Genomic DNA, 12,006 nt, shown 5'->3' on the forward strand with positions numbered 1-12,006 from the left:
AAAGTGTCAAAAAGTCTCACGTACAGGACCATTTAGACAGTTGCAACGAACAGCCAAAAGACATAGGTTCCGCGCGATTTCAAGATGGTACCTTTTTAGGGTCTGCCGACTGCACGGGGAGCATTGCAGATGAATTCTTACGTCAATACGGCCGTTGGTGCACTGCTCGGAACGATTTTCGTGCTGATGTCGGTGTCCATCGCGTCCGAAGGAATCTTCCATTCCGAAGCGCCGGAAAAGGAAGGCTTCACGATCGTCGCCGAGGAAACACCGGCTGCCGGTGGGGGCGAGGCCGCTGCTGCCGCTATGGTTCCGATCGGAAAGCTGCTGCCGACGGCCGACGCCAAGGCTGGCGAAACCATCTTCAAGAAGTGTCAGGCCTGTCATGACGCGACCAAGGGGGGGCCGAACAAAGTCGGTCCGAACCTCTATGGTCTCGTCGATCGCCCTATCGCTTCGCATGAAGGCTTCGCCTATTCGTCCGCTATGAAGGACTTCTCCAAGGGCGGCGCTGAAAAGTGGACTTTCGACCACCTGAACCACTTCCTGATGGCACCGAAGAAGCAGATCCCGGGTACGGCGATGGGCTTTGCCGGTCTGCCGAAGGAACAGGATCGCGCCAACGTGCTGCTTTATCTGCACACCCTGGCCGATACGCCCGCTCCGCTGCCGGATCCGAACGCTCCTGATACGATCACGCAGTAAGCTGATCGCGACATCGGAAATGAGATTGAAGCCCGGCCGCAAGCCGGGCTTTTTCCTTGTCGCGATTTCGCGGATTAGGGCCCGAGCAGGTAGGCCCAGAGCGACACGGAAATGGCACCAAGCGCCGTCGTCATGGTGATCGTCGATGCCGCCAGGCTGTGGCCGACGCCGAAGCGATTGGCGATCAGCCAGGCATTGACGCCTGTCGGCACCGCGGCAATGAGCACGAGCGCGGCCGTCCAGTCCTCGGCGAGGCCGACGATGTGGCTTGCAATCCAGACGCAGAACGGCAGCAGAAGCAGCTTGCAGGCTGAGGTGACGCTGGCGATGCCGAGGTTTCCGGAGACCCCGTATTTCTGCAAGGCCATGCCGAGCGAGATCAGTGCAACCGGTCCCGCAACGCCGGCGATCTGATCGACGATATTCTCGACCGGGGCCGGCATGGTCAGCCCGAGCAAGTGCATCGTGGCGCCGGCCGCAAGACCGATCACCAGCGGGTTGCGAATGAGATTGAGACCGATCTGCTTCAGCAGCCTCAGAATGCTGCGATCGGCGGCACCAGAAATCTTGTGTTCGGCGCGCTCCATGAGGATCGTCCCGACGACCATCATGACAGGCAGATGCACGGCTATCAGGATCGAGAGCGGAACGAGGCCCTTGTCCCCCACCGTTCGCTGCACCAGCGGCAGGCCGACGAAGATGGTGTTGGCGAAAGCCGAGGAGACGCCTGCAAGTACGCCGATGCGCGCATCGCGTCCGAAGAGCCGCGTTGCGGCGATGTGGCCCACTGTCCAAGTGACGGCGACGCCGGAGAAATAGGCGATCCAGAGCCGGAACGGCGATGCACCGTGGAAATCGGCCTCGGCAATGGTGCGGAACAGCAGCATCGGCACGGCGATCTTGAAGACGAAATCGCTCAGCGCATCACCGGTATCGGCGGTCATCAACCCCGCTTTCACGATGAGCCAGCCGATCAGGATCATGATGAAGATGGGAAGAACGTCGAAAACGATTGCTGTCATGCGGGGAGAACTGCCTTGGCGCGGGAGCCAAAGGTCTAACAGCAAACGGCGCGCATTGACAAACCTGTTGGCGCAAACAAACGAAGCGGCAGAAACAAAAAAAGCGGGCAAGGCCCGCTTTTCCGCATCCGGTCTTGCCGGACATCCGGTGTGCGATGCTGCCAGTTCATCCGTGGTCAGCGCCGCTCCGGAACAGTTGAAGGGCATCATCCCTTCTCACCCGGCAACATCCTTGGATGCTCATGCCGGTCTGCTTGAGAGCTTTTCTAGAAATTCACAGTGACAGCCGCATGACGAATTGGCGGCATTTTTGCGAATATTATCAAATGGTCCTGGCACCGGTCATTGCGGGAAGTGCTCGACATGCGTTTCGGCCGTCCGGCCGAAATAGAGAACGCGGCGCCCCAGGAATGAGACGATATAGCCGGCACATCCCATTGCCTTCACGTTCTTGCAGAAGGCACCATAGGAATAGTCCGCGGGATTCGCCTGTGCCCATCGGACCTGCGCGGCAATTCCGGCCTGATCAAATGCGGCCGCCACGCCGCCATCCGACACGCGATTTTCAAGAGTGACGCTTGTTCCATCGGCTAGGAAATACGACGTCGTATTCTGACGGTAATCGACGGTGTAACCCTCGAAGCCAGCCGCCAGAAGCGTTCTGATAATGTCAGGAAAATCCATCGCCTTGTCATAGGCGGCGTTCAGGCACGTTTGGGCAATAGCAGTCCGTTGCGCGTCCATAGCGCCCTCCTCGATAGTATTGGTTGATACACGCGTCTACTCCGTCGCGACGTTCCGCAGACTGCGTTCCGCGACGATATTTCTCAAAAGCCGTTCCATCTCCGCGCGTTCTTCCGGGCTCAGGATCCCGAAGAACTGGATGTCATTTGCATCCGCAAGCTTTGACAGCCGTTCGACGAGCGGTCGCGCCGCGGCCGCGAGAGACAATTTGTGCCCGCGCCGGTCTTCTGGATCGGCACCGCGCTCGACGAGTGCTTTTGCCGTCAGGCGATCGGCAAGCTTGGAAATCGCTCCCTTCGTCATCCCCATCCGCGCGGCAAGCTTCGAGGGCGCAACGGGGCTTGCTCCGTAAAGCACGCGAAGAAACACCCATTCGGCAACCGTAACACCCTCACGCTCGAGCTTTCGCGCGAACTCCTGGGATACGGCATTCGAGACGATCCGCAGCCAATAGCCGAGATGCGAATCGAGATCGGAGATATGATTTTTGCCAGCCATCGAACCATCTTTGTTGACTAGGAAACTAATTTGAATTGGTTTCCTAGTCAACATTATTTCGCAGAAGCGCCGCCGGTTTTTGCCTGGAGGAGCTATTTTTCCTTCCCATCAGCGGAAATTCCGCTAAGACCAAATCCCGGCTATCACTTAATCCGGGACCTCCCATTTCATGACCAAATTCGATGTTCTGACTGTCGGCAACGCCATCGTCGATATCATCGCGCGTTGCGACGACCAGTTCCTCATTGACAACGCGATCACCAAGGCAGCGATGAACCTGATTGATGCCGAGCGCGCCGAGCTGCTTTATTCCCGCATGGGACCGGCTCTGGAAGCATCGGGCGGCAGCGCCGGCAATACGGCGGCGGGTGTCGCCAGCCTTGGCGCCAAGGCCGCCTATTTCGGCAAGGTCGCCGACGACCAGCTTGGCGAGATCTTTGCGCATGATATCCGCGCCCAGGGCGTTCACTATCAGACACAGCCGAAGGGCACCTTTCCGCCGACCGCCCGCTCGATGATCTTCGTTACCGATGACGGCGAGCGCTCGATGAACACCTATCTCGGCGCCTGCGTCGAGCTCGGCCCTGAAGACGTCGAAGCCGACGTCGTCGCCGATGCAAAGGTTACCTATTTCGAAGGCTATCTCTGGGATCCGCCGCGCGCCAAGGAGGCGATCCGCGAATGCGCCCGCATCGCGCACGAGAATGGCCGCGAAGTGTCGATGACGCTCTCCGACAGCTTCTGCGTCGGCCGCTATCGCGCCGAGTTCCTCGACCTGATGCGTTCCGGCACCGTCGACATCGTCTTCGCCAATAAGCAGGAAGCGCTGTCGCTTTATGAGACCGAGGATTTCGAGGAAGCGCTGAACAAGATTGCCAAGGACTGCAAGATCGCCGCGGTGACGATGAGCGAAGACGGCGCAGTGATCCTGAAGGGCAGCGAGCGCTGGTATGTCGATGCGATCAGCATCAACGAGGTGGTCGATACGACGGGCGCCGGCGATCTCTTCGCCTCAGGCTTCCTCTACGGCTACACCCAGGGCCGCACGCTCGAGGATTGCGGCAAGCTCGGCTGCCTGGCCGCCGGCATCGTCATCCAGCAGATCGGACCACGGCCGATGAAGTCGCTTGCCGAGGCCGCCCGCGAGGCGAAGCTTATTTAAAGGCTTCGCCGGGATAGGCACCCCAGATTTCCGGCTGCGCCACCCATCCTTCGGCGCCGTCGGCATCGGCATGGCACCAGTCGCCATTGCATTCGCCGATATGGATCATCACGCCAGGCTCGAGCTTGGCGACGATGGTCGCGGACGACTGCGGCTCGCGGCGCATGTTGACGAAGACCGATTTTCCCTTGCCCTTCATCCACGGCGCGGCCAGCGCCGAGCGCTGGCCCGACAGCAGCGACTGGTTGACCCAGCCCTCGGTGCCGTCGGCATCGCGGATGCGGCGCCAGTTGTCATATTCCTGGATAATCTCCACCGGCAGGCCGGCCTTGAGATACATCCAGGACGCGGCATAATCGGTGCCGGGGCCGATGCGCAGATTGACGCGCTTCGACTTCAGCGTCACGAAGCGCGGCAGCGGCAGGCCGCTCGGGCCCTTGGCCGCTTGCCCATACGCAGATTCGACGGCGCTTGCCGACAGCATCAGACCAACCGCAATAGCAAGGCAGGACTTCAGAGTGATTCCACGCATGGAGGTTTCCGTTCGCTCGAATTCGTAAGCGGGGCTCTACCCGCTCGCTGTCCGGGGCTTCGACATTCGCCGACCACTGCCCGCGAGTTTTGTTTGTCTTCGCGTGCGGGTCTGGTAGAAATTGCCCGAACGTTAAAATTATCCCCCGTCTTGGTTAAAGACATCTGAACAAGGCATGGCCGGCCGCGATGACATCGAAGAAAAAACCGAAGGTCTACATCACCCGGAAGCTGCCTGACGCGGTAGAGACCCGCATGCGCGAGCTCTTCGACGCCGAACTCAACATCGACGATTCGCCGCGTTCCGCGGCCGAGCTCGCCGAGGCGGTGAATAGCGCCGACGTTCTAGTTCCTACGGTGACCGACCGTATCGACGCCGCGCTGATCGAGCAGGCCGGACCGCAGCTAAAGCTGATTTCCAGTTTTTCGAACGGCACCGATCACATCGATGTCGAGGCTGCGGCCCGCAAGGGCATTACCGTGACGAACACGCCAAACGTGCTGACCGAAGACACCGCCGACATGACGATGGCGCTGATCCTCGCGGTGCCGCGGCGCCTCGGCGAAGGTGCGCGCATCCTAACCGACAAGCCAGGGGAATGGGCAGGGTGGTCGCCGACCTGGATGCTCGGACGCCGCATTCACGGCAAGCGGATCGGCATTGTCGGCATGGGCCGGATCGGCACTGCCGTTGCCCGCCGCGCCAAGGCGTTCGGCTTGTCGATCCACTATCACAACCGCAAGCGCGTCAACCCGGCGACCGAGGACGAGCTGGAGGCGACCTATTGGGAGAGCCTCGACCAGATGCTGGCGCGGGTCGATATCGTCTCGGTCAACTGCCCGTCGACACCGGCGACGTTCCATTTGCTGTCGGCCCGGCGGCTCGCCCTGCTGCAGCCAACGGCCTATCTGGTGAACACCGCGCGCGGCGACGTCGTTGATGAAGCGGCGCTGATCAAGTGCCTGCGCGAAGGCCGGATTGCCGGCGCCGGTCTCGACGTGTTCGAGAACGAGCCCGCGGTCAATCCGAAGCTGATCAAGCTCGCCAACGAGGGCAAGGTCGTGCTGCTGCCGCATATGAGCTCAGCGACGATCGAGGGCCGTATCGACATGGGCGACAAGGTGATCATCAACATCCGCGCCTTCATCGACGGCCACCGGCCGCCGAACCGCGTTCTACCCGGCCGTTAAGCCAGGGTCTTGCGCATCTCGACATAGGTGACCCGGTCGTATCCCGGATGGGATTTTTCGGCCGTCCTCGCAAAGCCCCAAGCGCCGAAGATCGCATGGTTGCCGGTGAGTTCGATCCGCGTGTCGAGCCGGATCACCTTCAATCCCCGCTCCTTCGCGACCGCCTCGGCAATCGCGAACAGCTGCCGACCGATGCCTTTTCCCTGATAATCGGGCGCGATCGCCAGCTTGCCGAGATAGAGGCTGTCTTCTTCGGGGCGCAGGAACATGCATCCGGTGAGCCTGTCGCCATCCAGCGCGACGTAGCCGATTTCGGCTGCGGCCTTCGCCTGCAACGCTTCGGGCGTCAGCGAAAGGCCGGAGGACGGCGGATCGATGCGGCCGTTCATATAGGCAAAGGATGAGAGGATGAGGTCGAGCAGTTCGGGCCAGCGGCCGAAGTCTTGATCCAGCCTGATGATATCAGTCATGTCTTCCGCCGCTTGTATCGTATGGTATCGAAACGCGTCGTCAGCGCGTCGTAGAGCAGCAGCCGCCCGATCAGCGGCTCGCCACTGCGGGTGATCAGCTTGATCGCTTCCATAGCCATCAGCGTGCCGATGACGCCGGTCAGCGCACCGACGATGCCGGTTTCGGCACAGGCGGGGATCAACCCGTCCGGCGGGATTTCAGGAAAGAGATCCCGGTAGGCCGGATTGAGCGTACCATCCGCAGCAAGCTCATACGGTTTCAGAACCGTCAGCGATCCATCGAACCGGCCGACGGCACCGGTCACCAGGGGCACCTTCGCCTGTTCGGCGGCATCGGCTGCGGCGTAGCGCGTCTCGAAATTGTCGGACCCGTCGATCAGCAGATCGAAGCCCGAGAGATGACGGCGGGCCGATTCGGAGGAGAAGCGCTCCTCGAAGCGGATGATGTTCACATGCGGATTGAGCCGGGCGATCGCGAAGGCGGCGCTCTCCGTCTTCAACTCGCCGATGGTGCCGGAATCGTGGATGACCTGCCGCTGCAGATTGGAAAGCGAAACACGGTCGTCATCAGCAATGCCAAGCGTGCCCACACCTGCAGCCGCCAGATATTGCAGAACCGGGGCGCCGAGGCCACCGGCGCCAATCACCAGTATCCGGGCGGCCTTGAGCTTCTGCTGACCTGCTCCGCCGATTTCCGGCAGTAGGATATGACGCTGATATCGCGCGACTTCTTCGGGACTGAGCGGTTCCATGGCGGGAATGCTACCATGGCCCGAACCGAAGAGGAAAGCACCGTCCGTCATTCCCCGACATGTCCGTCGGAGACCGTCAGGAATTGCGCCCGCTCGCCGAGGGCGGAGAACATCGAGCGGTCTGTGCCAGTCATGAAGGCCTGCCCGCCGAGCGAATCGATAAGATCGAAGAGAGCCGCACGGCGCCCTTCATCGAGATGCGCGGCGATCTCGTCGAGCAGCAGCACCGGGGCATGCCCCGTCAGATTGGCGACGAGTTTCGCATGGGCGAGGATCAGGCCGACCAGCAGCGCCTTCTGCTCGCCTGTGGAGCAGCGTTCCGCCTCCATCTGCTTCTCGCGGTGGCGGACAAGCAGATCGGCGCGGTGCGGCCCATCCAGCGTGCGCCCGGCGGCGGCATCGCGATAGCGGCTGTCCGCCAGCATCGCCGCATAATCGTCCTCGAGATCGACGGCAGGTCGCGCGAATTGTCCATCCATGAAGCCCGAGAGCGCAAGCGCGGCTGAAGGGAAAGGCGAGGTCTCCCGCGTCTCTTCGATCAGCCGGGTCAACAGACCGAGCATCTCCTGGCGGGCAAGCGCCATGGCGATGCCAAGGCTTGCCATCTGCTGTTCGATGCCGGAGAGCCAGGACGGATCGAACCTGCCTTCGTCGAGCAGCTTGTTGCGGCTGCGCATGGCGCGCTCGAAATCGCTGGCGCGGCGCCCATGGGCGGGATCGAGCGAGAGCACGAGGCGGTCGAGAAAGCGGCGGCGATCGGAGGAGCCACCGGTAAACAGGCCATCCATAGATGGCGTCAGCCACAGTACGCGCAGATGATCGGTGAGCTCATCGGCCGTCTTCGCCGTCGTGCCGTTGATCCGCAACTTGCGCGCCGTATTCTCGTCCGTCGTGTCGGCGCCGGTGCCGATCTCGACGCCACCTTCCATCCCCTCGAGTTCGGCAAAGATCGAGAAGCCGGCAGAGGCGCCGACGCGCGTGACATCGGAATAGGCCGCACGGCGAAGGCCCCGCCCCGGCGACAGGAACGAAACCGCCTCCATCAGATTGGTTTTTCCCGCGCCATTGTCACCCGTCAGCACAACATGGCGGCCGTCCATATCAAGCGACACCGCCGCATAATTGCGGAAGTCCGTCAGCTTGAGGCGGGAGAGAAAGACCTTGTGAGGCATCGTTTGTCCGGATTCGTGTTCCGGGCAGAGCTAAGCCGAACCGGCAGGCATGGCAAGGCTAAGGCACAAACGAATGGTGCAGGCCGCGATCTGCCTCATATACTCTGCTTGTAGCACAATCCCGGGAATGACGAAGCCCGGCCTTCCAGCCGGGCTCGTTGTTACCAATCGTATTCTCTAGCGCTCAGTGGCCTCCGGACTTGCCGCCGCCAGATCTGTGGCTGTCATCGCGGCCTTCCTGGTGGCCGCCATCTCCGTGGCTTCCGGAATGATCATTGCCGGATTTGTCATCGCCACGGTGGTTATCGCCGGGTCTGCTGCCACCGGAACGGTTGTCTCCAGGCTTGTCACCGGAGTGGCCGTTCCCGGGCTTGCCACCACCATGGTTGCCGCCGCCGGAATGGCCACCACCGTGCCTGTCGCCACCAGACTTATTGCCGCCAGGCTGTCCACCACTGGAGTGGTCGCCGCCAGGTCTGCCGCCGCCGGAATTGTGGTCGCCGGGTTTACCACCGTCAGATTTGTGGCCGCCAGACTTGCCGCCGTCCTTTCTGTCACCATGGCCGCCCCAGGACTTACCCGGATCACGGCCATGCTTTCCATCACCGGAATGGCCGCTGTCCTTGCTCCCGTTACCAGCATGCCCACCATGATGGTGATCGCCTTTGCCGGATCCCTGACCACCGCTGCCAGAACCATGACCGCCGTTACCTGGACCATGACCACCGTTGCCGGGGTCGTGACCACCGTCACCAGGACCATGGCCACCGTCGCCGGGTCCAGTTCCGCCGTTGCCGGATCCGGTTCCGCCACTACCCGGGTCACCACCACTCCCCGGACTGCCACCGGAACCGGCGCTCGATGCCGATACCTGCGGAGCGCCGCCGGTTCCTCCGGCATCATCGTTAGAGCCTTGGTAGTTATCCGCTGGAATCGCGGCCGTCGGGCGGCAGAGGCGGGCTTCGAGGGTTCCCGGCTTAACGAGACGACAGTCGATGCGCAGAGGAAGAGGTGCAGAGAATGCGAGACTGCTGGAGGCCATGAGATAGGCGATGGCCACGCCGTATTTCGCTGCTGTTCTTAACATGGGGCAACTCCCTAGTTAACAAAACGCTAACGAAATAGATTTTATATTAGCTATGCATTACTCCCAGCTATGAACGTTGCCATCCCCATTACATCTTAATCCATAGCCAACTTCCTATTCATAAGGTCTAGCTTAAAGGGACTAGCACTTTTGAAGGATTGGATAAGAGGCACTACGCCCCTTCATCGGCGGCCCGCTGGATTGATTTTTCTATCGTAAATCAGTGCCTTGCCGGAACACTCCACGTAGACGAGCATGGTCTGCCGCCGTGGTTCGCGGGGTCGCGGTAGTCACGTCAGAGCCGACGATGACGCAGCGCGATAGCCTGAAGTGGATCGATCACATCAAAGCACGCATTTGCCTGATGTAACCGGGTGAATTTCGGAGGTTTGCGCTTTGGCTTTAAGCTCACGAGACGTCAAAGACCGCGGGAGAGCCTGATAGACAACCTAGATCTTGGGAAAATTTGGTGGAGCTAAGCGGGATCGAACCGCTGACCTCTTGCATGCCATGCAAGCGCTCTCCCAGCTGAGCTATAGCCCCATCAGGGTGGTCCGGTATTTCTTCCGGTCCTGGGATCCTCCGATGCGGGCTAACCCGGCGGAGTGGCGGCTTATTACTTGCGGTTTTCGCAGATGGCAAGCCTAAAAAAACGGCCCGGAGATTTTTTGTCGTCCGGGCCGTGATTTCTGTCGTATCAGACTTCGTCTTCGTCGCCGGTAACGCCGATGATGTCGCTCATGTCGTCATCTTCATCGTCTTCGTCGGCTTCGAGGAAGGTATCGTCGTCGTCATCGCCTTCGATCTCGACGTCGTCATCGCCCATGTCAGGAATGTCGTCGCCGCTCGCGCCTTCATCGGCGTCCTCGAGCGAGACGAGTTCGACTTCCGTGCTCTCGGTATCGACTTCCTGCACGTCGTCGTCTTCGCTTGCCGCCTCAGCGGCTGCTGCAGCCGAGGTTTCCTGGAAGAAGGATAGGGGATAGGATTTGCCGGTGTACGGAGAAACGATCGGATCCCGGTTCAGATCGTAGAACTTCTTGCCGGTTTCCGGATCGGTACGCTTGGTTCCAAGTTCCGTTTTCGCCACTATAAGCCTCGTGAGAATGGCCGAATACATTCGGCTGTGCCGTGTAAACCGGCGTTCTTTTCGGAATTTATAAGCCGGTCCCCATAATCGTTGCGGCCAATGATGTCAAAGCGAAACTTCGTATCGCAAGATGACCGGCAAATAACATTGTGTTAGGAAGCGCCGAAGACACAGAAACCGGCGAGAAACCAATGTATCAGCCGCCTCACTTCCGGGAAGACGATCTGGCGACCCAGCACCAGCTGATCCGCGCCCATCCACTCGGACTGCTGATCACCGCCGGAGCGAGCGGATTGGTCGCCAATCCTGTCCCTTTCCATCTCGATGCCGCGGCGTCAGAAAAAGGGACGTTGCGGCTGCATCTGGCGAAAGCCAACGGCCAATGGCGCGACATCCAGGACGGAGCACCCATTCTTGCCGTCTTCCAGGGCGCCAACTCCTATGTGACGCCGTCCTGGTACAAGACCAAGCAGGAAACCGGCAAGGTCGTGCCGACCTGGAACTATGCGATCGTTCAGGCGCGCGGCAGCGCCCGGGTGATCGACGATGCGGACTGGCTGCGGTCGCAGATCAACGCGCTCACTGGCCAGCATGAGGGCAACCGCGAGAAGCCATGGGCGGTGGACGATGCGCCCGACGATTTCATCCGGGCGCAGATGAAGGGCATCATCGGCATCGAAATCGAGATATCGGCGCTTGAAGGCAAATGGAAGGTCAGTCAGAACCGCCCCGTTGCCGACCGCGAAGGCGTTGCTGCAGGATTGGGCGCGGCAAGCGGCCAGGAAGACATGATCGAGCTCGTCAAACGCTATGGCGGGCTGGAAGGAAACCATTGAAAACGACATTCACGATTGCCATCGACGGCCCGGCAGCGGCCGGCAAGGGTACGCTTTCGCGCCGGATCGCCGATGAATACGGCTTCCACCACCTGGATACGGGATTGACCTACCGGGCAACCGCCAAGGCGCTCATCGATGCCGCCCTGCCGCTCGATGACGAGGCGGTGGCCGAAAAGATCGCCCGCGAGGTTGAACTCGCCGGGCTCGATCGCGATATACTTTCGAAGCATGAGATCGGCGAAGCCGCCTCGAAGATTGCCGTGATGCCTGCGGTTCGCCGCGCACTTGTAGAAGCGCAGCAGCGCTTTGCCGGAATGGCGCCGGGAACGGTGCTCGACGGCCGCGACATCGGTACCGTGGTCTGTCCGGATGCCCCGGTGAAACTCTATGTGACGGCTTCGCCCGAGGTGCGCGCGAGGCGGCGCTACGACGAAATCACGGCGAAAGGAACGGCTGCCGATTTCGAGGCAATTTTCGAGGATGTGAAGCGGCGCGACGAACGCGACATGGGACGGGCCGACAGCCCTTTGAAACCAGCCGATGACGCGCACTTGCTTGATACGTCGGAAATGAGTATAGAGGCCGCGTTTCAAGCCGCAAAGTCGATCATCGATGCGGCCTTGAGCCGAAATAACTGAAATTCGAGCGGTCCGTTGGCGCCTTGCGCGGCGGGACGCTTTTTAAAAGCCTGAAATTCCGTCCAAGCGCCGGATTGCTTCCCTTAAGGAGGCGGACTGGGTTCA

15 protein-coding genes and 1 tRNA gene are annotated in these 12,006 nt (G+C 60.7%); 6 read left to right on the top strand and 10 right to left on the bottom strand.

Annotated elements, in window-relative coordinates:
- Positions 1-129 precede the first annotated feature (129 nt).
- Positions 130-705 (top strand): c-type cytochrome, encoded by a 576-nt coding sequence (locus AC1DIJ_RS11805; RefSeq protein ID WP_112384997.1) that lies wholly within the window; start codon positions 130-132, stop codon positions 703-705.
- Positions 706-779: 74 nt separating this feature from the next.
- On the opposite strand, the gene AC1DIJ_RS11810 is transcribed toward AC1DIJ_RS11805, so the two are convergent.
- On the bottom strand, positions 780-1,727 hold the full coding sequence (locus AC1DIJ_RS11810) for an AEC family transporter (RefSeq protein ID WP_112385375.1): 948 nt from the start codon (positions 1,725-1,727) through the stop codon (positions 780-782).
- A 55-nt stretch (positions 1,728-1,782) separates the two neighbouring features.
- Here AC1DIJ_RS11810 and AC1DIJ_RS11815 point away from each other — a divergent pair, with 55 nt between their 5' ends.
- On the top strand, positions 1,783-2,010 hold the full coding sequence (locus tag AC1DIJ_RS11815; RefSeq protein ID WP_148194262.1) for a hypothetical protein: 228 nt from the start codon (positions 1,783-1,785) through the stop codon (positions 2,008-2,010).
- A gap of 59 nt (positions 2,011-2,069) precedes the next feature.
- Here AC1DIJ_RS11815 and AC1DIJ_RS11820 read toward each other — a convergent pair whose 3' ends face one another.
- On the bottom strand, positions 2,070-2,471 hold the full coding sequence (locus AC1DIJ_RS11820; protein ID WP_112384996.1) for a DUF1398 family protein: 402 nt from the start codon (positions 2,469-2,471) through the stop codon (positions 2,070-2,072).
- Between the two features lie 36 nt (positions 2,472-2,507).
- A complete protein-coding gene (locus AC1DIJ_RS11825; RefSeq protein WP_477831400.1) occupies positions 2,508-2,969 on the bottom strand; it encodes a MarR family winged helix-turn-helix transcriptional regulator in 462 nt (153 codons plus the stop codon).
- 169 nt (positions 2,970-3,138) lie between these two features.
- On the opposite strand from AC1DIJ_RS11825, the gene AC1DIJ_RS11830 reads away from it, so the two are divergent.
- Positions 3,139-4,131, top strand: a complete 993-nt coding sequence (locus AC1DIJ_RS11830; protein WP_112384994.1) for an adenosine kinase — start codon at positions 3,139-3,141, stop codon at positions 4,129-4,131.
- Here AC1DIJ_RS11830 and AC1DIJ_RS11835 read toward each other — a convergent pair.
- A complete protein-coding gene (locus tag AC1DIJ_RS11835; RefSeq protein ID WP_112384993.1) occupies positions 4,124-4,663 on the bottom strand; it encodes an SH3 domain-containing protein in 540 nt (179 codons plus the stop codon). The two genes, AC1DIJ_RS11830 and AC1DIJ_RS11835, sit on opposite strands and share 8 nt — an antisense overlap.
- Before the next feature lie 188 nt (positions 4,664-4,851).
- On the opposite strand from AC1DIJ_RS11835, the gene AC1DIJ_RS11840 reads away from it, so the two are divergent.
- On the top strand, positions 4,852-5,853 hold the full coding sequence (locus AC1DIJ_RS11840; RefSeq protein WP_112384992.1) for a 2-hydroxyacid dehydrogenase: 1,002 nt from the start codon (positions 4,852-4,854) through the stop codon (positions 5,851-5,853).
- Here AC1DIJ_RS11840 and AC1DIJ_RS11845 read toward each other — a convergent pair.
- The 6 genes from AC1DIJ_RS11845 to AC1DIJ_RS11870 form a co-directional block, all read right to left on the bottom strand.
- On the bottom strand, positions 5,850-6,323 hold the full coding sequence (locus AC1DIJ_RS11845; RefSeq protein ID WP_112384991.1) for a GNAT family N-acetyltransferase: 474 nt from the start codon (positions 6,321-6,323) through the stop codon (positions 5,850-5,852). The two genes, AC1DIJ_RS11840 and AC1DIJ_RS11845, sit on opposite strands and share 4 nt — an antisense overlap.
- Entirely contained in the window at positions 6,320-7,126 is an 807-nt protein-coding gene (locus AC1DIJ_RS11850; RefSeq protein ID WP_112384990.1) for a molybdopterin-synthase adenylyltransferase MoeB, read from the bottom strand. Before AC1DIJ_RS11850 ends, AC1DIJ_RS11845 begins: the two co-directional genes overlap by 4 nt.
- Positions 7,123-8,247 carry a DNA replication/repair protein RecF gene (gene recF, locus AC1DIJ_RS11855; protein WP_112384989.1) on the bottom strand — a complete coding sequence of 375 codons (1,125 nt, stop codon included), beginning with the start codon at positions 8,245-8,247 and terminating at the stop codon, positions 7,123-7,125. The genes AC1DIJ_RS11850 and recF overlap by 4 nt, the downstream gene beginning before the upstream one ends.
- 177 nt (positions 8,248-8,424) lie before the next feature.
- Complete coding sequence (locus AC1DIJ_RS11860; protein ID WP_162705917.1) at positions 8,425-9,072, bottom strand: ribonuclease E domain-containing protein; 648 nt, start codon at positions 9,070-9,072, stop codon at positions 8,425-8,427.
- 729 nt (positions 9,073-9,801) lie between these two features.
- Positions 9,802-9,877, bottom strand: a tRNA-Ala gene (locus AC1DIJ_RS11865).
- Positions 9,878-10,031: 154 nt separating this feature from the next.
- A complete protein-coding gene (locus AC1DIJ_RS11870) occupies positions 10,032-10,424 on the bottom strand; it encodes a TIGR02300 family protein (RefSeq protein WP_112385374.1) in 393 nt (130 codons plus the stop codon).
- 191 nt (positions 10,425-10,615) lie between these two features.
- Here AC1DIJ_RS11870 and AC1DIJ_RS11875 point away from each other — a divergent pair, with 191 nt between their 5' ends.
- Positions 10,616-11,260 carry an FMN-binding negative transcriptional regulator gene (locus tag AC1DIJ_RS11875; protein WP_112384988.1) on the top strand — a complete coding sequence of 215 codons (645 nt, stop codon included), beginning with the start codon at positions 10,616-10,618 and terminating at the stop codon, positions 11,258-11,260.
- Positions 11,257-11,901 (top strand): (d)CMP kinase, encoded by a 645-nt coding sequence (gene cmk, locus AC1DIJ_RS11880; RefSeq protein WP_112384987.1) that lies wholly within the window; start codon positions 11,257-11,259, stop codon positions 11,899-11,901. Before AC1DIJ_RS11875 ends, cmk begins: the two co-directional genes overlap by 4 nt.
- The last annotated feature ends 105 nt before the right edge of the window (positions 11,902-12,006 follow it).

Source organism: Rhizobium sp. 10N427, assembly GCF_056394605.1.

Coding starts and splice junctions, on each gene's coding strand:
- AC1DIJ_RS11845 (WP_112384991.1), bottom strand. CDS start 6,323: ATGACTGATATCATCAGGCTGGATCAAGACTTCGGCCGCTGGCCCGAA.
- AC1DIJ_RS11850 (WP_112384990.1), bottom strand. CDS start 7,126: ATGACGGACGGTGCTTTCCTCTTCGGTTCGGGCCATGGTAGCATTCCC.
- AC1DIJ_RS11830 (WP_112384994.1), top strand. CDS start 3,139: ATGACCAAATTCGATGTTCTGACTGTCGGCAACGCCATCGTCGATATC.
- AC1DIJ_RS11875 (WP_112384988.1), top strand. CDS start 10,616: ATGTATCAGCCGCCTCACTTCCGGGAAGACGATCTGGCGACCCAGCAC.
- AC1DIJ_RS11825 (WP_477831400.1), bottom strand. CDS start 2,969: ATGGCTGGCAAAAATCATATCTCCGATCTCGATTCGCATCTCGGCTAT.
- AC1DIJ_RS11810 (WP_112385375.1), bottom strand. CDS start 1,727: ATGACAGCAATCGTTTTCGACGTTCTTCCCATCTTCATCATGATCCTG.
- AC1DIJ_RS11820 (WP_112384996.1), bottom strand. CDS start 2,471: ATGGACGCGCAACGGACTGCTATTGCCCAAACGTGCCTGAACGCCGCC.
- AC1DIJ_RS11805 (WP_112384997.1), top strand. CDS start 130: ATGAATTCTTACGTCAATACGGCCGTTGGTGCACTGCTCGGAACGATT.
- recF (WP_112384989.1), bottom strand. CDS start 8,247: ATGCCTCACAAGGTCTTTCTCTCCCGCCTCAAGCTGACGGACTTCCGC.
- AC1DIJ_RS11840 (WP_112384992.1), top strand. CDS start 4,852: ATGACATCGAAGAAAAAACCGAAGGTCTACATCACCCGGAAGCTGCCT.
- AC1DIJ_RS11835 (WP_112384993.1), bottom strand. CDS start 4,663: ATGCGTGGAATCACTCTGAAGTCCTGCCTTGCTATTGCGGTTGGTCTG.